The sequence below is a fragment of the Streptomyces ortus genome (assembly GCF_026341275.1).
Taxonomy (GTDB): domain Bacteria; phylum Actinomycetota; class Actinomycetes; order Streptomycetales; family Streptomycetaceae; genus Streptomyces; species Streptomyces ortus.
On sequence record NZ_JAIFZO010000002.1, the window covers coordinates 8,374,193 to 8,396,190 of the forward strand.

General features: G+C 72.2%; 21 protein-coding genes. 2 read left to right on the top strand and 19 right to left on the bottom strand.

Annotation, left to right across the window (positions count from 1 at the left end; all coding sequences use genetic code 11):
- The first annotated feature begins 62 nt into the window (after nucleotides 1–62).
- Together K3769_RS39695 and K3769_RS41010 are read left to right on the top strand one after the other, a co-directional pair.
- On the top strand, nucleotides 63–722 hold the full coding sequence (locus K3769_RS39695) for a response regulator transcription factor (RefSeq protein ID WP_267031056.1): 660 nt from the start codon (nucleotides 63–65) through the stop codon (nucleotides 720–722).
- A 226-nt stretch (nucleotides 723–948) separates the two neighbouring features.
- Nucleotides 949–1,926 carry a sensor histidine kinase gene (locus K3769_RS41010; protein WP_267031057.1) on the top strand — a complete coding sequence of 326 codons (978 nt, stop codon included), beginning with the start codon at nucleotides 949–951 and terminating at the stop codon, nucleotides 1,924–1,926.
- Nucleotides 1,927–1,966: 40 nt separating this feature from the next.
- Here the strand turns inward: K3769_RS41010 and fabG are convergent, their stop codons facing one another.
- From fabG to K3769_RS39795, 19 genes are all read right to left on the bottom strand, one after another.
- Complete coding sequence (gene fabG / locus K3769_RS39705; RefSeq protein WP_267031058.1) at nucleotides 1,967–2,713, bottom strand: 3-oxoacyl-ACP reductase FabG; 747 nt, start codon at nucleotides 2,711–2,713, stop codon at nucleotides 1,967–1,969.
- Nucleotides 2,714–3,180: 467 nt separating this feature from the next.
- Nucleotides 3,181–4,254 carry a beta-ketoacyl synthase N-terminal-like domain-containing protein gene (locus K3769_RS39710; protein ID WP_267031746.1) on the bottom strand — a complete coding sequence of 358 codons (1,074 nt, stop codon included), beginning with the start codon at nucleotides 4,252–4,254 and terminating at the stop codon, nucleotides 3,181–3,183.
- 5 nt (nucleotides 4,255–4,259) lie between these two features.
- On the bottom strand, nucleotides 4,260–5,516 hold the full coding sequence (locus K3769_RS39715) for a beta-ketoacyl-[acyl-carrier-protein] synthase family protein (protein WP_267031059.1): 1,257 nt from the start codon (nucleotides 5,514–5,516) through the stop codon (nucleotides 4,260–4,262).
- Nucleotides 5,517–5,566: 50 nt separating this feature from the next.
- Nucleotides 5,567–5,836, bottom strand: coding sequence for an acyl carrier protein (locus K3769_RS39720; RefSeq protein ID WP_267031060.1), 270 nt, complete (start codon nucleotides 5,834–5,836; stop codon nucleotides 5,567–5,569).
- A gap of 161 nt (nucleotides 5,837–5,997) precedes the next feature.
- Nucleotides 5,998–7,632: an acyl-CoA carboxylase subunit beta gene (locus tag K3769_RS39725; RefSeq protein WP_267031061.1), complete on the bottom strand. Its 1,635-nt coding sequence runs from the start codon at nucleotides 7,630–7,632 to the stop codon at nucleotides 5,998–6,000.
- The gene (locus K3769_RS39730) at nucleotides 7,629–8,471 is read right to left on the bottom strand and encodes a hypothetical protein (RefSeq protein WP_267031062.1); all 843 of its coding nucleotides are present in this window, start codon (nucleotides 8,469–8,471) and stop codon (nucleotides 7,629–7,631) included. Before K3769_RS39730 ends, K3769_RS39725 begins: the two co-directional genes overlap by 4 nt.
- A 2-nt stretch (nucleotides 8,472–8,473) precedes the next feature.
- Nucleotides 8,474–9,487, bottom strand: coding sequence for a 3-oxoacyl-[acyl-carrier-protein] synthase III C-terminal domain-containing protein (locus K3769_RS39735; RefSeq protein ID WP_267031063.1), 1,014 nt, complete (start codon nucleotides 9,485–9,487; stop codon nucleotides 8,474–8,476).
- A gap of 11 nt (nucleotides 9,488–9,498) precedes the next feature.
- Complete coding sequence (locus K3769_RS39740; RefSeq protein ID WP_267031064.1) at nucleotides 9,499–10,887, bottom strand: NDP-hexose 2,3-dehydratase family protein; 1,389 nt, start codon at nucleotides 10,885–10,887, stop codon at nucleotides 9,499–9,501.
- A gap of 9 nt (nucleotides 10,888–10,896) precedes the next feature.
- A complete protein-coding gene (locus tag K3769_RS39745; RefSeq protein WP_267031065.1) occupies nucleotides 10,897–11,685 on the bottom strand; it encodes an NAD-dependent epimerase/dehydratase family protein in 789 nt (262 codons plus the stop codon).
- Nucleotides 11,682–12,665, bottom strand: coding sequence for a dTDP-glucose 4,6-dehydratase (rfbB, locus tag K3769_RS39750; protein ID WP_267031066.1), 984 nt, complete (start codon nucleotides 12,663–12,665; stop codon nucleotides 11,682–11,684). Before rfbB ends, K3769_RS39745 begins: the two co-directional genes overlap by 4 nt.
- A complete protein-coding gene (locus tag K3769_RS39755) occupies nucleotides 12,662–13,714 on the bottom strand; it encodes a Gfo/Idh/MocA family protein (RefSeq protein ID WP_372515129.1) in 1,053 nt (350 codons plus the stop codon). The genes rfbB and K3769_RS39755 overlap by 4 nt, the downstream gene beginning before the upstream one ends.
- 2 nt (nucleotides 13,715–13,716) lie before the next feature.
- On the bottom strand, nucleotides 13,717–14,784 hold the full coding sequence (locus K3769_RS39760; protein WP_267031067.1) for a glucose-1-phosphate thymidylyltransferase: 1,068 nt from the start codon (nucleotides 14,782–14,784) through the stop codon (nucleotides 13,717–13,719).
- Nucleotides 14,781–15,974, bottom strand: a complete 1,194-nt coding sequence (locus tag K3769_RS39765; protein WP_267031068.1) for a glycosyltransferase — start codon at nucleotides 15,972–15,974, stop codon at nucleotides 14,781–14,783. Before K3769_RS39765 ends, K3769_RS39760 begins: the two co-directional genes overlap by 4 nt.
- Nucleotides 15,971–16,444, bottom strand: coding sequence for an acyl-CoA carboxylase subunit epsilon (locus K3769_RS41015; RefSeq protein ID WP_308216456.1), 474 nt, complete (start codon nucleotides 16,442–16,444; stop codon nucleotides 15,971–15,973). Before K3769_RS41015 ends, K3769_RS39765 begins: the two co-directional genes overlap by 4 nt.
- A 43-nt stretch (nucleotides 16,445–16,487) precedes the next feature.
- Nucleotides 16,488–17,063, bottom strand: a complete 576-nt coding sequence (locus K3769_RS39775; protein ID WP_267031069.1) for an NADPH-dependent FMN reductase — start codon at nucleotides 17,061–17,063, stop codon at nucleotides 16,488–16,490.
- A 96-nt stretch (nucleotides 17,064–17,159) separates the two neighbouring features.
- Entirely contained in the window at nucleotides 17,160–18,617 is a 1,458-nt protein-coding gene (locus tag K3769_RS39780; protein WP_267031070.1) for an MFS transporter, read from the bottom strand.
- A gap of 90 nt (nucleotides 18,618–18,707) precedes the next feature.
- Nucleotides 18,708–19,469: an SDR family oxidoreductase gene (locus tag K3769_RS41240; RefSeq protein ID WP_267031071.1), complete on the bottom strand. Its 762-nt coding sequence runs from the start codon at nucleotides 19,467–19,469 to the stop codon at nucleotides 18,708–18,710.
- Nucleotides 19,466–20,998, bottom strand: coding sequence for an FAD-dependent monooxygenase (locus tag K3769_RS41245; RefSeq protein WP_267031072.1), 1,533 nt, complete (start codon nucleotides 20,996–20,998; stop codon nucleotides 19,466–19,468). Before K3769_RS41245 ends, K3769_RS41240 begins: the two co-directional genes overlap by 4 nt.
- Before the next feature lie 2 nt (nucleotides 20,999–21,000).
- The gene (locus K3769_RS39795) at nucleotides 21,001–21,945 is read right to left on the bottom strand and encodes an aromatase/cyclase (RefSeq protein ID WP_267031073.1); all 945 of its coding nucleotides are present in this window, start codon (nucleotides 21,943–21,945) and stop codon (nucleotides 21,001–21,003) included.
- Nucleotides 21,946–21,998: the final 53 nt, after the last annotated feature.

Sequence of the window (21,998 nt, forward strand, 5' to 3'; positions counted from 1 at the left end):
AGGTCCCACCTCTCAGGACTCTTTCGTCACCACGGTCATCAGCGTAGCCAGCGGAGGTTTCCATGCGCGTTCTGATCGTCGAGGACCATGCTGAAATCGCCGACGCTCTCAGGAGCGGACTCAACGACCATGGCTTCGAGACAGCGATGGCGGACACCTGTCAGACGGCCCTGGAACGCTACGCGGACGTGGACGCTGTCCTGCTGGACGTCGGACTGCCGGACGGCAACGGCATGGATGTCTGCCGCACCATCCGCGCCTCGTCCAGCGTTCCCATCATCATGGTCAGCGGTCGCGACGACGAGTTCGACCGCGTCCTCGGTCTGCGCATGGGAGCCGACGACTATGTAGTGAAGCCGTGCGGCCTGCGCGAACTGGTGGCCCGTATCGAGGCGGTGGTCCGGCGCGCCGTCGGCTGGGCCAGGTCGAGCGGCGGATCACGCGTGGTCGGCCCCCTCTCCATCGACCTCAAGCAGCGCCGAGCGTTCATGGACGGCGTCGAACTGCCCTTCACCCGCAAGGAGTTCGATCTGCTCGTACTGCTCACCGGAGAGCCCGGCAAGGTCTTCGACCGGGAGGCGATCATGCGCCATGTCTGGGGTCACCCCAGCGTGGGGGACACCCGGACCCTCGGTGTCCACATGGTCAGCCTGCGCCGGAAACTCGGCGCGCCCGAACTGATCCAGACCGTGCGCGGAGTCGGTTTCCGCTTCGCGCACTGACCTGCTCGCGCTGAGGCCTGCGGGGACACGTCCTGGGCGACGCCACGCCCGGCAATCCACAGGCCACGTCTGCAGGCGCCAAGTTTGCCGCGCGGTGCGAGCAGGGGGCGCTTCCGCCCGATCGCTGTGCGTCCGTGCCACCGGTCTCCGCTCCATCGCGGCGGCAGACCGCCCTACGCCGTACGAGAGGCACACGTCGATGCTCCTGCCCCTATTCGCTTCTGTGGTGGGTCTCGCCGCGGCGCTCCTGGGTGTCGCCTACCGTTGCTGGTGCGCGAGACTCCTCGCCTCCCTGGACGCGGTCACCAGGACCATACGTCAGCTGGAACGCGGCGAACCCGTGGAGCTCCTGGCCGAGCACGCCGGCCCGGCGCAGACCCGTGAACTGGTCGAATCCGTCAACCGCATCGCCTCCACCACCCAGGCCGTCGACGAGCGCTACCGCATGCTCCTGTCGGACATCGCGCACCAGCAGCGCACCACCCTCCATCTCCTCGGCATCCGGATGGAACGGCTTGCCGCCCATCTGTCGGCCCCGGGCGCCGAGGTGCACAGCATGATCACCAACGACCTGGAACGGTTGCGCGCCACGGTGTCGGAACTGCGCGAGGCGTCGACCGCCACCGTCAGCCCGCCCATCGAGGTCGACGCCGGTCTCGTCGTGCGGGAGCGCGTCGCCGCCTGGGCCGACGCCGCCGTCGATCGCCAACTGGTCCTGGACGCACCGCTCACGAGCGGCCGGGCGACCGTCATGGCCCGTGGCGGCACGCTGGAGCGGGTGATCGACATTCTGCTGGACAACGCTGTCAGGATGTCCCGGCCGCGCGGTGCCGTCATCGTGCGCACGGTGACGACCGGCGGCCAGGTGCACATCCGGGTGAGCGACGAGGGGCCCGGCATGACCAAGCGGGAACGGGAGGAGGCCGTACGGGGAGGGCGCATCGGCGGCCGGGGCCACCGTCCGGGCAGGGGCGACGACGGCGGTGCGAGTGTACGTCCCGGGAGTGGCGGCAGTGAGGGGTGGGGTCTGGGGCTCTCCATCGCCCACATGCTGGTCGTCTCCCACGGAGGTGAACTCACCCTGGAGAGCGGCCCCGGCGGGCGCGGTCTGACGGCGCACATCCGGTTCCCGCAGGTGTCTCCGGTCGGAGACACCCCGCTCCGCCGCCTGCTGGACGTTCCGTCGAGCCGGGCCCGCGAGTAGAGATCGCGAGTAGGGACCGCGAACAGGGATCGCGAGCAGGTCACCCGACGACTCCGCCGTCCACCCGTAGGACGGACCCCGTCACATAGGTCGCCCGGACCAGGAAGGACACGCTGTCGGCCACCTCCTCCGCGGTGCCGAAGCGGCCCAGCGCGATGGAGGACAACAGGGTGCCGCGGGTCTTCTCGGACAGTCCGCGCAGCATCTCGGTGTCGATGAAGCCCGGCGCGACGGCGTTGACCCGGATACCGAAGCGGCCCACCTCCTTGGCCAGGGAGCGGCTGAAGCCGATGATTCCCGCCTTGGTGGCCGAGTAGTTGGTCTGGGTGGCGTTGCCCAGGACCCCGGACACCGAGGACACGTTGATGACACAGCCCGACTTGCGCTTGATCATGGGGAAGGTGGCGGCACGGCACACGTTGTAGGTGCCGGTGAGGTTGACGTCCATGACGTCGTGCCAGCTGGCGTCCTCCATCATGGCGAGCGGGCCGTCCCGGACGATGCCGGCCGAAGTGACGACCACCTCCAACGGGCCCAGTTCCTGTTCGGTCCGCGTCACCCACTCGCGGACGGCCTGCGGATCGACGACATCGGCTCGGGTTCCGACGGCGCGTCCGCCGAGGTCGGTGGCCTCCTTCTCCAGCGTCCGGGCGTCGTCGTCGCTGGAACGGTGGCAGAAGGCCACGTCGAATCCGTCCCGCACCAGGCGCAGGACGACAGCCCGGCCGATGCCACGGGAGCCGCCGGTCACCAGGGCGGCGGGGCGGGCTTGTCCGGTGCTCTGCATACATGTCTCCTGGGGTAGTGCGTCGGGGGAACGGAAGTGAGCCGGGCGGGCTCGACAGTGCCGAAGCCGCCGGGTCTGCGGGACCAGCCAGGCCGGCCCGACCGACCAGCCGGGCCAGCCCAACCAGGCAGGCCCGTCGAAGCGGCCCGCCCGATCGGGCCAGTCGAACCGGCCGGCCCAGTCAGGCTGGCCGAACCAGTCAGGTGAGTCGGGTCAGTGAAGGCAGCCAAGGCAGCCAAGACGGTCAGGGCAGCCAAGGCCGCCAAGACGGTCAGGGCGGCCAGTACGGCGTACAGGGAACCGTCCCGGTCCGGACGGGGTGGCCGGACCGGGACGGAGTTCAGCCGGTCAGAGGGCGAGGGACGTTCCGGCGCGGCGAGGGACGGCGACGGCGGCGAGGGACGGCCGGGGAGGTCCGGGCGCGGGCGGAACGGGCTGTTCCGCCCGCCCCGCCCCCGCGCGCCGGCTCAGGACTCCGCGATGCGCAGCAGCGCGGCGGCAGCCATCCCGCTCGGGTCGACCGAGGTGATCACCGCGATCCGGCCCGCCGACGCCGGATCCTGCTCGGCGAGGCTCAGCACCGACGCGATCTGGAACGCCGAGGACACCGAGTGGGTCTCGCCGATCAGGTCCGCGGCCGGCGGGACGAGCGTCTCGGCGTCGAACAGCTCGGTCAGCCGGGCGTGTTCGGCCCGGCCCGCCGCGTCGGCCGTACCGGAGTGCGACACCGCCCAGACCTGGTCCGCCTTCTCGTCGACGGACGACAGCGCCGCCTCCACGCAGTGCCCCACCGCCGCACCCCAGTCGCCGTCGGCGACCATGCGGGTCCGCACGGAGAGCACCGACGCGAGCGGCCGGCTGCCGGGCGCCGGCTCCAGGCCGAGCAGGAAGATCGCGCAGCCCTCGCCGAGTACGGTCTCGGGCTCCTCCGGGAGGCGCCCGTAGTGCTCCACCAGGGACCGTGCCGAGGAGAACTCCTCCGCGGCCCCGCAGAGCACCTGCCGGGCCCGCCCGGTCAGCAGCAGCCGCCGCGAGTAGGTGAGTCCGACCATGCCGGTCGGACGGCCGGCGCCGATCGTGCTGTTGGGACCGCGCAGGCCGTACCAGATGGCGCAGCGGCCGGCCGCGCCGTTCATCACCGCGTACGGGATCGTCGCCGGCTCCACGTGGTAGGGCCGGGCGCCGGTCAGGGAGCTGTGGGTGATCTCCATCGAGCTCTGCAGGCTGCCCGCGGTGGTGCCCAGTACGAGCGCCACGTCGTCGGCGCCGTCCTCGGGGTGGGCGACCTCTTCGAGGACGTGGCCGACCGTCGTGATCGTCAGGCCGGTCACCCGGTTCATCATCCGGGTGCCCTTGCGGCCCAGGCTCGCGCGGATGTCGTAGCCGGGGACCACGGCGCCGTGCGTGGTGGGCACCTGCCACTCCAGCGGGTCCAACGGCCCGATGGCCGACCGGCGTTGGGTTGTTCCGGCGGCGAACGCCGCACGCCCGACGCCGAACGGCGAGGTCGCCGACCATGTGCTGATCACCGGATAGGGCATGCCGGTCACCGTGCCTCCTTGTCGTGACGGCCGAGGACGACCACGGAGTTGTTGCCTCCGAAGGCCAGGCCGTTGTTCTGCACGATCCGCAGGTCCGCCGGGACGGACTCGTTGGGCACGCAGTCGATCTCGCACTCCGGATCGGTCTCGACGTGGTTGATCGTGGGCGGGATGAAGCCGTGGGTGATCGCCAGCGAACAGGCGATGGTGGCCAGCGCGCTCGCGGCGCCCATGGCATGCCCCAGCATCGACTTCAGCGAGATGGTGCGGGGCGGCAGGTTGTCGTAGATGTCGCGGATCGCCCGCGCCTCGGTCGTGTCGTTGGCCTTGGTGCCGGTGCCGTGGGCCGAGATCAGGTCGACCTCGTGGGGCGCCACACCCGCGTTCTCCAGCGCCGAGGTCATGCACCGGGCGACGCTGGACTGGTCGGGGACCGCGGGGTGGTGGGCGTCGCAGCTCAGTCCGTAACCGAGGACCTCGGAGTAGATACGGGCGCCGCGGGCGAGTGCCGACTCCAGACTCTCCAGCATCACCACCCCCGCTCCCTCGCTGTTGATGAGGCCGCGCCGGTCCTTGTCGAACGGCCGGCAGACGTCGGGGGCGACCGTGCCCAGCCGGTAGAACGAGACGAAGTTCTTCAGACAGATGGCGTCCGCTCCGCCGCACAGGGCGAAGTCCGCGTCACCGACCCGGATCGCGTCGAAACCGTTGCCCACGGAGTAGTTGCCCGCCGAGCAGGCGGTGCCCAGGGTGAGCGCCTCGACATCCGTGAGGGAGAACTCCCGGGCCACCGCGGCGGACAGCCCGTTCACGCCGAGCCGTCGCGCCAGTGCGCGGTCCACCCTCTGCGGATCGCCCGCGACCCGCTGCGCCACCAGGGTGTCGGCGTCCCGGGATTCCCCGTCGGTGGTGCCGATGGAGATCTGGCCGCGCAGACCACGCAGGTCCTCGTCGGCGAGACCGGCGTCCTCCACGGCCATCCGGGCAGCCGCCACGGAGAACTGGGTGGCCCGCCCCAGCTCCTTCACCGGAGAGTGGTGAATCCATTTCTCCGGTTCGAAGCCGGCCACTTCGGCGCCGTTGGCGTATTCGAAACCGGAGGTGTCGAAGGCGGTGATCGGCGCGACGTTGCTGCGCCCGGTCCGCAATCCCTCGGTGAACTCAGCGACACCCGTGCCTATGCTGGAGAAAACCCCGAGCCCGGTGATGACTACGCGTTGGGACGCCGGCCTGCTGTCAGCTCGGGCAAGAGTCGAATTCATGAATACCCCTCATGGGTCGGTTCCGGTTCCTGCTGAATCCCCGCCGGCCGCTACTTGGCCTCCGCCTTCGCTTTCGCCTTCGCCTCTTCCAGCACCTCGTAGATGCCTTCGAGGTTGATCATGCGCTTCATCTGGGACTGCTCGATGGAGACCTGGAGGGAGACCTCGATGGAGGCGAGGATCTCGATGGAGCGCAGGGAGTCGGCGTCGTGCTCCTCGGCCAGCAGGCTGGTCTCGGTGACCTCGTCGGGCTCTACTTCGAGGATGTCGCAGACAATGCTCTTCACGTGCTTGCGGGTTGCTTCGTCGATGGTGGACACAATGCCTCCTGTGAGGAATGAGGGGATGGAAACGGCGGTGCAAGGGAATGGCGGCAGGCGGAGCCGTCCGTAATTCGCCGTGCCAGCTTTCCGGTTCGGTGCCTGGCGGGCAAGATGATGTTCTCTAAGATTGCGCGAAATTCGGGGCCGGAGCGGCCGGTTCACTGCGGCGGATTTCCGTGCTTGCGCGACGGCAGCTCGGAGTGCTTGTCCGCCAGCATCGTCAGCGAGCGGATCAGCACCTCGCGGGTGTCGGCCGGATCGATGACGTCGTCCACCAGCCCGCGTTCGGCCGCGTAGTAGGGGTGCATGAGCTCGGACCTGTAGGCGGCGACCATCTCGGCCCGTACGGCGTCGGGGTCGTCGGCCTGGGCGATCTGCCGGCGGAAGATGACATTGGCCGCGCCCTCGGCGCCCATCACCGCGATCTCGTTGCTCGGCCAGGCGAAGGTCAGGTCGGCGCCGATGGACCGGGAGTCCATGACGATGTACGCGCCGCCGTAGGCCTTGCGCAGGATCAGGGAGATACGGGGCACGGTGGCGTTGCAGTAGGCGTACAGCAGCTTGGCGCCGCGCCGGATGATGCCGTTGTGCTCCTGGTCCACGCCGGGCAGGAACCCCGGTACGTCGAGGAGGGTGACCAGCGGGATGTTGAAGGCGTCGCACATCTGGACGAAGCGCGCACCCTTTTCCGAGGTGTCGATGTCCAGGACCCCGGCCATGGACCGGGGCTGGTTGGCCACGATCCCCACCACCTGGCCGCCCAGCCGGGCGAGTGCGCAGAGCAGGTTGCCCGCCCAGTGCTCGTGGACCTCGAAGTACTCGCCGTCGTCGACGATCTCCTTGATGACCTGCCGCATGTCGTAGGGCGTGCCGCCGTCGAGCGGCACCAGGTCGGCCAGCGTCGCGCAGCGGCGGTCGGGCGGGTCGACGACGGGCAGGGCCGGTGGATGCTCGCGGTTGTTCTGCGGCAGCATCGACAGCAGATAGCGCACGTCCTCCAGGCTGGACTGCTCGTCCGCGTGCGCGAAGTGGGCCACGCCCGAGAGGGTGCTGTGCACATCGGCGCCGCCGAGGCCGTTCTGGGTGATCTCCTCGCCGGTGACCGCCTTGACGACGTCCGGTCCGGTGATGAACATCTGCGAGGTCTCGCGGACCATGAAGACGAAGTCGGTGAGGGCGGGGCTGTAGGCCGCGCCGCCCGCGCACGGGCCGAGCATCACGGAGATCTGCGGGATGACGCCGGAGGCGCGGGTGTTGCGCTGGAAGATGCCGCCGTACCCGGCGAGCGCCGAGACACCCTCCTGGATACGGGCACCCGCGCCGTCGTTGAGCGAGACCAGGGGCGCGCCGGCCGCGATGGCCATGTCCATGATCTTGTGGATCTTCGCCGCGTGCGCCTCGCCCAGCGCCCCGCCGAAGATACGGAAGTCATGGGCGTACACGAAGACCGTGCGGCCGTTCACCGTGCCCCAGCCGGTCACCACACCGTCCGTGTAAGGCCGTTTGGCCTCCAGGCCGAAGCTCGTCGAGCGGTGCCGCCGCAGGGCCTCCACCTCGGTGAACGAGCCCGGGTCGAGCAACAGGTCGATGCGCTCGCGAACGGTCAGTTTGCCCTTGGCCCGCTGCGCGGCGGTGGACCGTTCGTCCGGTCCGTCCAGCACCGACCGCTTCAGCTCGGTGAGTTCGGCGACCCGGTTGTGCAGGGTGGCGGGTTCCTCGGCGAGGTGCTCGGCCACCTGCGGGGAGGCCGGAGCGGGGACGGCCGTCCGCTCCGCCTCCGGGGGCGCGCTCATCGGCCCCCTCCCAGGACGGCGACGTGCGCGGTGTGCGAACGCGGGTCGGTGTCGCACAGCACGACGGTGCCGAAGCGCTCGCGCCAGTGGGCCCAGTGCTCCGCCAGCGCCGCCCAGACACTGACGCAGTAACCGCCGGGCGGCACACGGTGGACGTCGACACCGGGCGGCGCGTCCTGCGGATCGGTCCAGGGGCCCATGACCACCAGCGGGCGCGGCGCGTCCGCGGTCAATTCCGCCAGCCGCGGGCCCAGTTCGCTCGCGTCGGCCAGGCGCAGGACGTCGGAGACCTCGCCAGAGCCGGATGCGGAGCCGGAGCCGGAGCTGGAGCCCGAGCCGCGCTCGAAGAGCAGGAGCACACCGCAGTCCCGCACCGGGACGCCGTCGTGGACCACCGGGTCGTGGGCGGGCAGTGTGGTCTGCTCCAGCACCGCCAGCGCGAACGCCGCCGACCGGCCGGTCTTCTCGTGCGCGGCGCCGATGCGCAGCGCGGTGAACGCGGCACCGAGCCCCTGCTCGGTCACCGAGAAGCACTGGTCCGCCCGGCCGCCGGTGATCAGCCCGAGATGGGCGGAGACCGCGCGGACCGGGTTGACGTCGGGGAGGGCCGCGGCCAGCACGACCAGGTCGGGGACCACGACGCCGGCGGGGAGCCGCTGGACGAGCAGGTCCACCGTCCGGGTGTGGTCGGCCTGCGCGCCCGAGCGCAGCAGTTCCTCGTCCATCTTGCCGCCGAAGAGTTCGACCAGGTCGCGGTTGTAGCGCAGGACCGTCTCGTCGGGCTCGTAGGTGTTGCCGGGCGGTGTCACCACGGCACCGGCGCTCAGTCGCAGAGGCATGGTCAGCGGCCTTCCGTTCCCGTTGTCGTAGCCGCCAGGACGCGGGAGCCGGCCGGCCCCGTGGCGTCCTGTGCCGCGGCGGTGAAGACCATGGCCGTGAACGTGGAGCCGATCCCGGTGGCGAGGAACAGGTAGTTGCGGCCGGGCACCAGACGGCCCTCCTCGCGCAGGGTCACGTAGTTCACCATCAGGTCCGCCGTCAGGCAGTGGCTGTAGCGGGCGAGGTTCTCCAGGTAGAGCTTGTCCGGCGGCCACCCGAGGTCCTGGACGATCTGGCCCCAGAACGTCCGGTTGGGGTGGGTGGGGATCACGATGTCGATGTCGTCGAAGGTGCAGCCCGCCGCCGCCACCGCCTCCTCGATGAGTTCGCCCATCACCCTCGGCCGGTCGGCGCCGGCGTCGCGGTGTTCCTCCGCGGTCATCTGGACGCCCGCGGCGTACTCGCCGAAGGTGCGCACCGCGAACGAGCGGACCGGGTCGCCGGGGCCGTTCCAGGACAGCAGGCAGGCGCCCGCCGCCTCGCCGATGACGCACGAGTTGAAGATGATCTGCAGGTCGCGGGTGAAGATCTTCTCGCCCGTCAGCACCAGCGCCTTCGCCTCCGGATCGCCGTCGGCCTGCAGCAGCCGCCCGGCTACGTCGATGGCCGAGACCGTGCCCGCGCAGTTCTGCTGGGTGAGCGCGAACGCCGTGGCGTGCCCCAGTCCCAGCATCGTGAGCATCTCCTGCACCGGGTCCACCGTGGAGGGACCGGCGTGCGGGACGGCGTGCGGGTACACCACGTACTTCACCGAGCGCGGGTCGACGTCCGCGAGGATCTTCCGCGCGGGTGGCAGCACCAGGTCGTACAGGCTGAGGTCGGGGTCGTAGCGGAGGGTGTCGAGGCCGTGGATGCTGCGGAACAAGTGGGTCTGCGCCGGGCTCAGACCGAAGGCCTCGGCCCGCTCCTCGACGGTGGTTTCGCGTTCCGGCAGGAATATCTCGACGGCGTCCAGGGTGAGCGTGCCGCTCAGCATGACGGTTCCTCTCAGGTTTCCATGGCGTACAGGCAGGCCAGCAGCGTGCGTGCCTGCACGTTGATGTAGTGGGCGTGCCGGACCAGCCAGGTGAGCTGCCCCGCGCTCACCCACCGGTAGCCCTCCGGCGGGGTCGTCGGGGCCTCCTCCTCGTCCGCCTCCACCACCAGATAGCGGCTCTCGGCGTTGAGGAAGCGACCGCCCTCCTCCGAGTGCACGGCCTCGTAGCGGATCCGGTCCGGCTTCGCGGCCAGCACGGTGGACAGGAAGCGCGGCTGCCGGTCGGGCGGCAGATGGGCGAAGTTGCCCGGCACGCACTGCACGGTGGGCCCCAGTTCGAGGGTGTCGAGGAAGCCGCCCTCCACCCGCGCGTGGACCAGGTAGTGCGGCACCCCGCCGATGCGCCGGGTCAGGAACGCGGTGACGCCCAGTCCCCGTGGCTCGAACAGGGGCTGCGTCCACGAGGTGACCTCGCGGCTGCCTGCCCGTACCCTCACCGCGATCACGTCGAAGTACCGGTCGTGCTCGTGCCGGATGCGGTGCTCCTCACGGATCCAGCCGCGTACCTGGGCCAGCGGCATCAGCTCGGTCCGTACGTCGTGCCGGGAGCGCTCGCCGGTGATCCAGGACAGCACCTCGGTGTCCGGGTGCAGGGCGCCCGGCGCGGCGTCCGGGAACGGCAGGCAGGACAGTACGGTCCGGGCGTCCATGTTGACGACGTTGTCCCACCGCAGCAGGGCATGGATCTGACCCAGCGTCAGCCAGCAGAAGTCGTCGTGCGTCTCCACCTCGCCGTCGGTCTCGACGATGAGGTTGCGGTTGGCCTTGCGGTAGAACCACGAGCCGTGCTCCGACTGGAGGGTGTCGGCGACCACCCGCTCGGGCCGGACGAAGTGCTCCAAGTACCGTACGGGCGCGCCCTGGTGGACCCGGGTGTAGTTGCTGCGGGTGGCCTGCACGGTCGGTGACAGCTGGAGCAGGTTGCGGTTGCCCGGCTCCATCTTGGCCTGCATCAGGAAGTGCAGCACCCCGCCGAACTCCTTGGCGAGGATGCCCAGGATGCCGACCTCGGGCTGTTCGATGACGGGCTGCTCCCACTCGGTGGCGGGGTCGCCCTCGATGCGCGCCCGCAGTCCGCGGACCGTGAAGAACCGGCCCGTGCGGTGGCCCAGTTCGCCCGTTTCGGGGTGGAAGGACCAGGCGTCCAGCCCGGCGAACGGGATCCGCTCCACCTCGAAGCGGTGCGCCCGGTCGCGGTCGGCGAGCCAGCCGTGGACGTCCTCGATCCGCAGGTGTGCGCCCGCCGTGGTGGCCGCGGACAGGGCGAGCCGGCCGGGCAGTTCGGCGTTCCCTCTCGGGCGCGGTGGTACGAGCACGGGGCTCGCGGCATGGCTGGTCATGGATGGTTGCTACCTCTCGGCTCGGTGGGGCGACGTGTCCAGGGAGGCGGCGTACGCGTCCAGCACCCCGCGGTGGTAGCCGGGTCCGAAGCCCAGGCCGGCCACCTCGGGCACCAGCGCGCGCAGCCTCTCAACACTGACCGTGCAGCCGGAACCGGTGTCCCGGAACTCCCGCCGGCAGTCCAGCCCCAGCACGCGCTCCAGGTGGTCGACGATGTCCGCGACGGGCACGGCCGCGCCCGAGGCCACGTTGACGACCGTGCCGCGCAGGTCCAGCGCGAGGAGCCGGTCCACGACGGTGACCACGTCGGCCACACCGATCAGGTCCCGGGTGGCCCGCAGATGGATCTGGACCAGGCCCTCGCGCAGCTGGCGCACCAGGGTGGGCAGCAGTTGGTGGGACGGCTGGCGCGGGCCCACGACATGGCTGAGCCGCAGGATCAGATGGTCGGCGCCGGACGTGCGCAGCCGCTGCTCCAGGGCGAGTTTGTGCCGCGCGTAGGGCGTGCCCGGGACGACCTGGTCGTCCTCCCGGCCGGGGCCGGCGAGGCCGCCGTACATGCCGGTGGAGGAGGTCGAGAAGAACAGCAGGCGCCGGCCCTCGGCCCGGCACGCCTCGATGGTGTCGTCCAGGAGCGCGGCCTCCCGGGCGAACAGTTCCGGTGCCGTGGTGCTCGCCAGGGAGACCCCGGCGGCCAGGATCACGGTGTCCGGGTGCCGTTCGGCGACCGGGGCCAGGCTGTGGGCCAGGAAGCCCCGGCCCACCACCGTGGCCGCGGTGGCCCGGCGCGTACTCATGAGCTCTGCCTCGCGCGTTCCTTCGTGGCCTTCCACCAGTCCGGGTTGTCGCCGTACCAGGCGATGGTGGCGGCGAGGCCCTCGTCGAGGCCGATGGCCGGCTCGAAGCCCAGCTCGTCGCGGATCTTGCCAGCGTCGAGCGCGTACCGCAGGTCGTGGCCCTTGCGGTCGGCGACCCGGGTGATCATCGACCGGTCCGCGCCGCACAGGGCGAGCAGCCGCTCGGTGAGTTCCAGGTTGGTCAGCTCGTGGCCGCCGCCGATGTTGTAGACCTCCCCGGCCCCGCCTCCGGTCAGCACCAGGTGCAGGGCACGGCAGTGGTCCGCCACGTGCAGCCACTCGCGCACGTTGGCGCCGTCGCCGTACAGCGGCACCGGCCTGCCCTCCAGCAGGTTGGTCGCGAACAGCGGGATGACCTTCTCCGGGTGCTGGTGGGGGCCGTAGTTGTTGGAGCAGCGGGTGACGGACACATGCAGCCCGTGGGTGCGCCAGGCGGCGCGCGCCATCAGGTCGGAGGCCGCCTTGGACGCCGCATAGGGGGAGTTGGGCAGCAGCGGGCTCCGCTCGGTCCAGGAGCCCTCGGCGATGGAGCCGTACACCTCGTCCGTGGAGACGTGCAGCATCCGCGGCACCCCCGTGGCGCGGCAGGCGTCGAGGAGGTTCTGGGTGCCGGTCACGTTCGTACGGACGAACTCCGCGGCGGACACCAGCGAGCGGTCCACGTGCGACTCCGCCGCGAAGTGCGCCACCGCGTCGTGACCGGGCAGCACCTCCAGCAGGAGCGGCAGGTCGCAGATGTCGCCCTCGACGAAGTCCAGCCGGTCGTGGCGGGCCGGCAGGTTCGCGCGGTTGCCCGCGTAGGTCAGGCTGTCGACGACCGTGACACGGACGTCCGCGGTGCCCGGGTAGGCGCCGTCCAGGAGGGCGCGGACGTAGGCCGAGCCGATGAAGCCCGCCCCGCCCGTGACGAGGATCCTCATGAGTACTCCGTTGTGGATGGGGGCGCGAAGGTCCGCGCGAGGTCGCGGCCCGCGCCGCACAGCACGTCGGCGAGCAGGTCCGCCTGGCGCAGGCTCGCCTCCTCGGACCGGTCGACGGCGGCCGTACCGGCGGTGCCGGACGGGCCGTCGGGGGCCGCCGCGCGCACGGCCCGGGCGAACGCGCGGACCGTGCCCGCCACCTGGTCGTGCGCGGCGACGGTCGACTCGCGGGTCGTCGTCCCCCGGTCGAGGCGCAGCACCGCGGGCCGGTCGGCGGGCGGGGTGAAGGCGTGGTCGACCGTGATCCGCCCCTCGCTGCCGCGCAGTTCGTAGGAGGAGCGGTAGGCGTGGTCCATGCCGAAGTCCAGGTGGGCGCCGACCCCCTCCGGGGTGCGCACCAGCACGCTGCCCGCGATGTCCACGCCCCGCCCGTCCCGTCCCCCGGTGAGGACGGCACCGGCCACGCGCAGGCCGGCGCCCAGGAAGTGGACGGCGGCCCGCACCGGATACACGCCCACGTCCCACAGCGCCCCGCCGCCCAGCGCCGGATCGAGCCTGATGTCACCTTCGGGGCGGCGCGGCACGGTGAACGACGCGTGGAAGGAGCGCAGTTCGCCGATCGCGCCGTCGGCCAGCAGGCGCCGTACGGCCGCGTGCTGCGGATGGTGGACGAACATCACGTTCTCGCGCAGCACCAGCCCCCGGGCGCGGGCCAGGGCGAACAACTGCCGGCTGCGGTCCGGGTCGGTGGTGAGGGGCTTCTCCGCGAGCACGTGCTTGCCCGCGAGCAGTGCGGCCTCCACCCACTCGGCGTGCAGCGCCACGGGCAGCGGCACGTACACCGCCTCGACCTCGGGCAGCGCGAGCAGCGGCGCGTAACCGGTCACCGCCCGGCAGCCGTACGGCAGGGCGGTGCGGGCCGCCTTGCCGGCGTCCCGGCTGGCGACGGCGGTGAGGACGGTGTCCCCGGCGCCCGCGAGGGCGGGCAGCATCCGGCGGCGCGCGATGTCGGCGCAGCCGAGGACACCGATCCGGACGGGATCACGCACGGCTACCCCGCCACCTGTACGCGGCTGTGGTCGCCGATCACCAGCCGCTGGCGGCCACTGTCGTCGGTCACCGGGCCGACCACGGCGGAGCGCCCGATGACGGAGCCGTGCAGCCGGCCGGCCCGGTGGATCTCGGCGCCGTCCAGCACGATCGAGTAGTCCAGGCGCGAGTCCCGCAGGACACAGTCCCGGCCGACCGAGGTGTGCGGACCGATCGTGCAGTCCTCCACCGTGCTGCCCGCCCCGATGATCGCCGGACCCTCGATCCGGGAGCGCACCACCCGGGCGCCCGGCTCCACGACGACCGCGCCGCTCAGCGCCGCCGGGTCGTCCACGTCGCCGTCGATCCGGCGGGCCATGCCGTCCAGCAGCTTGCGGTTGCACTCCAGCACGTCGTCGATCCGGCCGGTGTCCTTCCAGTAGCCGTGGTACTGACTGGCCCGGACCTCGGCGCCGTCCGTGACCAGCCACTGGATGGCGTCGGTGATCTCCAGCTCGCCGCGGGCGCTGGCCTCGATGGAGTCGATCGCGCGGTGGATCTCCGGGGTGAAGAAGTACACGCCGGTCAGGGCGAGTTCGCTGCGCGCGTCCTTGGGCTTCTCCACCAGTCGGCGCACGGTGCCGTCCGGGTCCATCTCCACCACGCCGAACGCGGACGGGTCCGCGACCTTGTGCACGATCACATGCGCCGGGGGGCGGGTGCGCGCGAACTCCTCGGCCGCCTCGGTGACCCCTTCGACCAGCATGCAGTCGCCGAGGTACATCACGAAGTCGTCGTCGCCGAGGAAGTCCCGGGCGACGGACACACAGTGGGCGAGCCCGAGCGGGGAGTCCTGCCGCAGGTAGGTCAGCCGGGCGCCCAGCCGGGAGCCGTCGCCGAGCACCGCGGTGATCTCCGACTCCCAGCCGCCGACGATGACGCCGATGTCGGTGACCCCCGTGGCGACGATGTTGTCCAGGACGTGTTCGAGCACCGGCTTGTTGGCGACCGGGATGAGCTGCTTGGGCATGGAGTGGCTGAACGGCCGCAGGCGGGTGCCCGCCCCGCCCGACAGCACCAGGGCTTTCATGGGGTAATGCCTCCTCGTGCGACCGTGGATCCGGCCGTCGCGGTCACGACTTCTTCGAGTGCGCCCACCAGTTCGGCCGGTGGCGGCATCGCTGAGATCTCCTGGGCGAGGGCGGTGGCCCGCGTGGTGTAGGAAGGCTCCGTCAGCAGGGCCCGGCAGGACTCCGCGAGGCGTTCCCTGGTGGCCTCGGCGGGCGTCAGCGTGATCGCCGCGCCGTAGTCGGCCAGCCGCCGGGTCGGGGGGCCCAGGATGCCCCACTGGGGGAGCAGCAGCTGAGGTACCCCCGCGTGCATGGCGTTGAGGGTGGTGACGCCGCCGGCGTGGCCCACCAGCAGGTCGCAGGTGCGCAGCACCACGTCCAGCGGGACCCAGCCCGCGTGCACGTCGTCGAGTTCGGCGCGCAGGTCCGCGGCCACGTTCTCGGGGGCCGCGATCACCACCTCCGCGTCGAGTGCGGCCACGTCGAGGGCCAGGGTGCGCAGGAACTCGTAGGCCTGGCGCAGGTATTCGGTGCCGTCGTCGTTGGCGACGCGGCTGCCGGCCGTGACGCACACCCGGGGGCGCTTGCCCCGGGTGTACATCCACGGCTGCAGCTCCCGCTGGGTGTTGGCGGGCAGACAGGCCATCGGATGGGCGGGGGCCGCGTCGGCGGGCCGCAGACTGGGCGGGCAGACGTCGATGAACAGGTCCGGGGCGGGCAGCCCGGGCAGGCCGAACAGGTCGAGTTCCGGGCGTAGTTCGTCCTCGGCTCCCGGGTCGATCAGGGTCGCCTCGACCGCGTCCCAGGCGTGGCGCACATAGGGCACCCCAAGACGCCTGGCGAGCAGACCGGCGGCGTACATCATGGTGCCGCCGACCACCACGTCCGGCCGCCAGTCGTGCGCGAGGTGGGTGAGCGCGTCCAGGGTGGCGGCGGCCATCCGGCCGAACCAGCGTCCGGTGAAGGCCGGTTGTTCGGCCGGGTCGGCGGGCGGCGTCACCGGCGCGCCGTCCCGGTCCTTGTAGATGAAGTCGCTGATCGGGGAGGCCGTCATCGACACGGCCGGCAGGCCGACCCCGGCGACGACCGGCACGATGTCCCCGACCGAGGCCATGATGACCTCGTGTCCGGCCCCGCGCGCGGCGGTGGCCAGCGGGGCCAGCGCGAACACGGTCGCGGCGCTGCCGCCGGCGACGAAGAGGATCCTCACAGTGCTCCCCGTACCGCACGCCGGGGCCGCCGGCCCGCCTGCCAGCTGTGGGCCGTGCGGTAACCGTGCCCGCGGCCGAACCGGCGCCAGCGGGGTGAGGGCCGTACCAGGTGGCTGCCGGCGGTGTCCTCGGCGGAGCCCGCCGCGGCCCGGGCGAGGAGCACGGTGACCACGGCCGCCAGTTCCTCCGCCGTGGGGTTGCCCCGGTCCACCCGGATCAGCCCGGCGAGCCCGAGGGCCGCCGTACCGTCCCGGCCCACCGCGGCGCTCGCGCCGTCGGTGGCGGCTCCAAGGCCGGTGACCTCGTCCGCGGCGGGCGTCGGCGCCTCGGCCGGGTCCGCGGCACGCGACGCGTCCCCGGTGGGGGGAGTGGCGGGCACGGGCAGGGCGAGGGGTACGTCGACGCCGGGTGCGGCGTCCTCCTCGACGACGGTGTCGTAGGGATGCTGGAGCAGGCCGGTTGCCGGCACGGTGGCCCCCTTGTCGTAGGCGTGTGGTGGTGCGGTCGGGCTCTCAGGCGCTGTACGGGTCCTCGGCGCGGCCGGTGCGCAGGGTGCGCGCCCACCACACGAGCTGGTCGAACATGGTCTTGGCGGCGGCGTCGCAGCCCGCCGGGTCGACGGGGAACTCGCCGCCGTCGCCGATCTGCTCCCAGACGTTGTGGAAGCTCACCGTGTCGCGCACACCCACGGTGTGGGTCTCGGCGAACACCTGGCGCAGCTGCTCCACGGCCCGCAGCCCGCCGGCCATGCCCCCGTAGGAGACGAAGCCCACCGGCTTGGCCTGCCACTCCGTGCGGAAGCAGTCGATCGCGGTCTTCAGGGGAGCGGGGAAGCTGTGGTTGTACTCGGGCGTGACCACCACGAAGGCGTCGGCCGCCGCGAGCCGCGGCGCGAGCGCGGTCACCTGGGGGGAGCTGCCGTCGAGGTCGTCGGGGAGCGCGGCCTCGGCCAGGTCGACGAGGTCGACCTCCAGGCCGCCGTGGCGGCCGGCCCGGTCGGCCACCCATCCCGCCACGAGGGGCGCGATGCGCCCCGAACGGGTGCTTCCCACGATGACGGCCAGCTTCAGTGGAGCGATCTCGGACACGGGCTTCCTCTCGGATGGTGCGGTAACAGGGTCTGAGGGGTGGGGGAGCGGGCCGGCGGAACGCGGCACACCGGGCCGGGAGCCACGGCGGAGTCGTCAGCCCTCCCGGTGCTCCGGTACGGCGGTCGGACGCGAGCGGCGCGGCAGCAGCCCCGTGAGGGCGACCGCCGCACCGGCCGCGCCGACCACGCCGACGAGGACGAGGGCGCTGTGGCGCGCGTCGTCGGCCCCGGCGCCCAGGAGCGCCGCGACCAGCGCGGTCACCACGGCGCCCGCCAACTGCACCGAGGTCTGGTAGATGCCGCCCGCCGCGCCGCGGTCCAGGTCCGGGACGGCGGACATGGCCTGGGCGTTGAGCGCGGCGAACTGGAACACGAAGCCCAGCCCCACGAGCAGCAGGGCGGGCAGGGTCGCGGACGCATAGGAGGGGTGGTCCCCGGCCAGCAGGTACCAGAGGTAGCCGGCCGGGGGCGCCCAGGTCCCCGTAGCGATGAGGCGGGCCGTGCCGTACCGGCCCACCAGCCGCGCCGAGAGGCCCGTCGCCACCGCCACCGCCAGGGGCAGTGCCGCGGGCAGCAGTGCCGCACCGGTCCGCAGCGGCGGCCAGTTCCCCGCGTCCTGGAGGTCCAGGGTCACCACGAACAGGAAGCCGAGATACGAGCCGTTCAGCGCGGCGGCGCCCGCCGCGGAGCGCACCAGAGGCCGGTCGGCGAGCAGCCGGGTACGCATCAGGGGCCGGGGCGCGGCCCGCTCGATGTGGGCGAAGGCGGCCCCCAGGGCCGCTGCGAGCAGCAGCCCCGTGACGGTGAGGGGGTCCGCCCAGCCCGCTCCGGGCCCCCGGGTGAGAGCCCAGGCCAGGGCCAGGAGCGCACCGCCGGAGGTGACGGCGCCCGGCAGGTCGTACCGCTTCGGGACGCCGACGCGCAGTGTGCCGGCGGGCGCGGCGGCCCGCTCGCCCGGTGTACGGCCCGGGACGAGGCGCAGCCCGAACAGGAACAGCACCAGGGCGACCGGCGCCGGGAACAGGAACGTCCAGCGCCAGCTCACCTCGGTCAGCAGCCCGGACAGCAGCAGCCCGGCCGAGAAGCCGCCCGCCCCGAACAGGGAGTACACCGAGACCGCCTTGTCGCGGGCCGGGCCCGCCGGGTAGGCCGCCCCGATGATGGCGAGTCCGGTGGGCGCGGTGAGCGCCGCGCACACGCCCTTGACGAACCGTCCGCCGATCAGCAGCGGCCCGTTCGTCGCCAGTCCGCCCAGCAGGGAGGCCACCGCGAACACCAGCAGCGCCGCGAGGTACACGCGGCGTCGGCCCAGCAGCTCGACCACGCGCCCCGCCAGGAGCAGCGAGCCGCCGAAGCCGAGGGCGAAGCCGCTGACGACCCAGCCGAGAGCGGTCCGGGACAGACCGAGATCGGAGCCGATCGACGGCAGGGCGACGACCGCCACCGACACCTCCAGGGCGTCGATGAGCATGTTGCCGGACAGCACGCACAGCAGGCCCCACCCGAAGGCGGTCCTCGCGGAGTCGGCCGTCGCGGCCCTGTCGGTGGTCATGCGCCTGGCTCCTCGCCCTTCGTCCCGTCCGCCGGTCCGGCCGGATCTCGTCCGGACCGGCGGGTGTACGTGTTCGCGGCTGTCCGTGCGTCAGCCGCCGAGCAGGGTGCCGCCGCTGGCGTCGAGGAAACCGCCGGTGATCCAGCGGGCGTCGTCGGAGGCCAGGAAGGCGACCACGTCGGCGACGTCACGGGTCTCGCCGACCCGGTTGAAGGCGGACAGGGCCGCCATCTGCTCGACGACCTCGGGGATGTCGAAGACCGGGGTGCCGTTGTTGGTGATGCCCGGGGCCACCGAGTTGACCGTGATGCCCCGGCCGCTCAGGTGCTTGGCGAAGTGCAGGGTGAGCTGCTCCACCGCGCCCTTCGTCATCGCGTACGCCACTTCCTGCGGGTTGGCGAAACGGGTCAGTCCGGAGGAGATGTTGATGATGCGCCCGCCGTCCTGGAGGATCCCGAGGACCCGCTGGACGATGAAGAACGGCGCCTTGGCGTTGACCGCGACCAGCCGGTCGAAGATCTCCGGGGTGACCTCCTCAGGGGCCACGCCGCCCATGACGCCCGCGTTGTTCACCAGGATGTCGAGCCCCGAGGCGCCGTGCTCCTTCAGGCCCGCCTCCAGTGCCTCGAACAGCGTGTCCACGTCCCCGGGGACGCCCAGTTCGGCCTTGACGGCGAAAGCCTTGCCGCCCGCCTCCGCTATGCCGGCGACGACCTTCCCGGCCGCGTCGGCGTCGGCGTTGTAGTGCACCGCGACCAGTGCGCCGTCCCGCGCGAGACGCTCGGCGGTCGCCCGGCCGATTCCTCGGCTCGAACCCGTGACGAGCGCGGTTTTGCCGGCGAGCCTGCTCATGAAAGTCCTCCAGAGATGGGGTGTTCGTCGTGGGGCAACCCGAGCCAGCGACGCAGCGCCGCCTCGGGACTCGTTGCGTCGGACCCGGCCCAGACGACGTAGCCGTCCGGCCGTACGAGCACGGCGTCCAGGTCCGACAGGGGGCCGCCGTCGATGACGGTGGCGGCCACGGAGTGCACGCGGTCGCGCCAGGGCGCGGCCACGGCGGCCAGTTCCGCCGTGCGGCCGTCGTCGCCGGAGAGGTCGAGCAGCAGGCCCCGGCCGCCGCGCAGCAGCTCCGCGGTGCTCGTCGGCCACCCGTCCGCCGTCTTCAGCGCGGACGGCGGGAGACGCCGGCCGAGCAGGGGATGGTCGCCGGGGCCGACGTCGTAGCGGATGTCCAGGCCGCTGATGGTGGCGGCCAGATGCCGGCGGGTGTCGCCGGAGCGGAGCAGTTCGCCGAGGACCGCCCGCAGGGGGTTCACCTCCGGGCCGGAGAGCAGCAGCAGTGCCTGCGCCCGGATCCCGGAGAGCACCCGTTCGCCCACGGCGTGCCGCTCGGTGTGGTAGCTGTCCAGCAGGCCCTCCGAGCCCTTGCGGGCCACCTGTACGGCCAGCTTCCAGCCCAGGTTGGCGGCGTCCTGGAGGCCGAGGTTCAGCGCCTGGCCGCCGATCGGCATCTGGGCGTGGGCCGCGTCACCGGCCAGCAGCACCCGTCCGTCGCGGTAGCGCGCGGCCTGCCGTGAGACATCGCCGAAGGCGTTGATCCACAGCGGGGTGCCACCGCTGACGTCCTCGCCGGTGACCCGCTTCCAGATGGTGACCAGCTCGGCGAAGTCCGGGGGAGCGGTCCGCCGCACGGCGGCGCGTCCGAACTCGTGCACCATGATCCGGGTCACGCCGTCCGCGCGCCGGGCGGCGATCGCGAGCCCGGCGTCCAGCCGTTCGAAACGCCGGTCGGGCACCTCGATGCCCGCCACGTCCGCCCGGATCAGCTCCCGGGTCGCGTCGGTGCCGGGGAAGTCCAGCCCGGCGAGGCGGCGGACCGTGCTGTGCTCGCCGTCGCAGCCGACCACACACAGGGCCCGTACGGTCAGCGGACCGGCCGGTCCCACGGCCTCGACGTCGACGTGGTCCTCGGTCACCGTCAGCGCGGTCACCTCGTGGCCGCGCCGGACGTCGGCGCCGAGTCCGCCCGCCCAGGCACCGAGCAGTGCCTCGGTGCGGTCCTGCGGCACCTTCCACTGGCCCGGGTGGCTGCCCGGCAGCGTGAGGTCCAGGGGGATCCCGCCGAAGTGGCCCCGGACCTCGCCCGGCACGGGCCCCAGCGCGTCCAGCAGGCCCCGGCTGTCGAACAGCTCCATCGTCCGGGCGTGCAGCGTGGACGCCCTCGACTCCGAGGTGGGCGCGGGCAGTTGCTCCAGCACGACGACGTCCGCGCCGCCCAGCCGCAGCTCGGCGGCGAGCATGAGCCCGACCGGGCCCGCTCCGACGACGACCACCTGGGTGTCCACCCGGTTCCCGGTCCTGGTCCGCTGGTCCTGTGCCATGGTCAGCGCCGCCGCTCCGCGTGGTCCCTGGCGTGGCCCAGGGTCGCCCGGCTGTTGGTGCTCAGCGCCGAGCGCACGTACTCCCGGGCGTCCGCGACGGTGGCCTCGGCGCCGAGGATCCTGGCGATGCTGGCGGTGTTGAGCACCACCGTGTGCTGCGAGGTGGCCAGGACACCGCCGTCGTCCTCGGTGAAGGTCCAGATCCCGGTGTGCAGAGTCATCAGGGCGGGCAGCGTGACCTGCTTGTAGGCGATCCGCTGGTGCGGGAAGGCCACCCGGTACGACTTGGTGGTGTGCGTCGAACCGTCCTTGGCGCGGGTGTCCATCTCCAGGATTTGCAGCCCCGGGGTGTCCTCGGAGAAGCGCACGGACGCCACGTGCGGCAGCCGCTCCACCCACAGGTCCGCCTCGTTGATGAAGTCGTACGCGTCCTTCGCGGAGCCGGCGATCCGTACGGTGTCCTCGAAGGAGAACGTCAACTCGGCTGAGGCGTGGGCGAGTTCGACGTTCGACTTCAGCGCGGCCAGCTCGGAGCGGGAGTTGCGGTCGACGGCCTCGTCGATCCACTTCAGACCCTCGGGGTCGTCGTCCACCGCCCGGTAGTCGTGCAGCAGCCGCACCCGCGAGGAGGAGTCCGACAGCGGCTCGATGATCCAGGTGCCGCCCATCGCCGCGACCGGCGGCGTGGAGACCTCCTGGCGGAAGGTGATGCGCAGCGCCCGCGGATCCAGGGTGCGGCGCGAGGTCCAGTTCTTCGCCTCGCCGTTGGCGGTGGCCCAGATCCGGATGCGCTCCTGGCCCTCGCCGCGCTCCACGTGGTCGACGTAGATCGTCGGCGGGAAGATCCGCGGCCAGTTCTCCACCTCGGCGATCAGCCGGTAGACGGCGTCCGCCGGGGCGTCGATCGTGATGTCGTGCTCGACCTCGCGGAGGCCCTCCTGCGACATGTCCTAACTCCTTGCTGGTCGATGCCGGTGGCGCCGGACGCGGTACGCGCCGG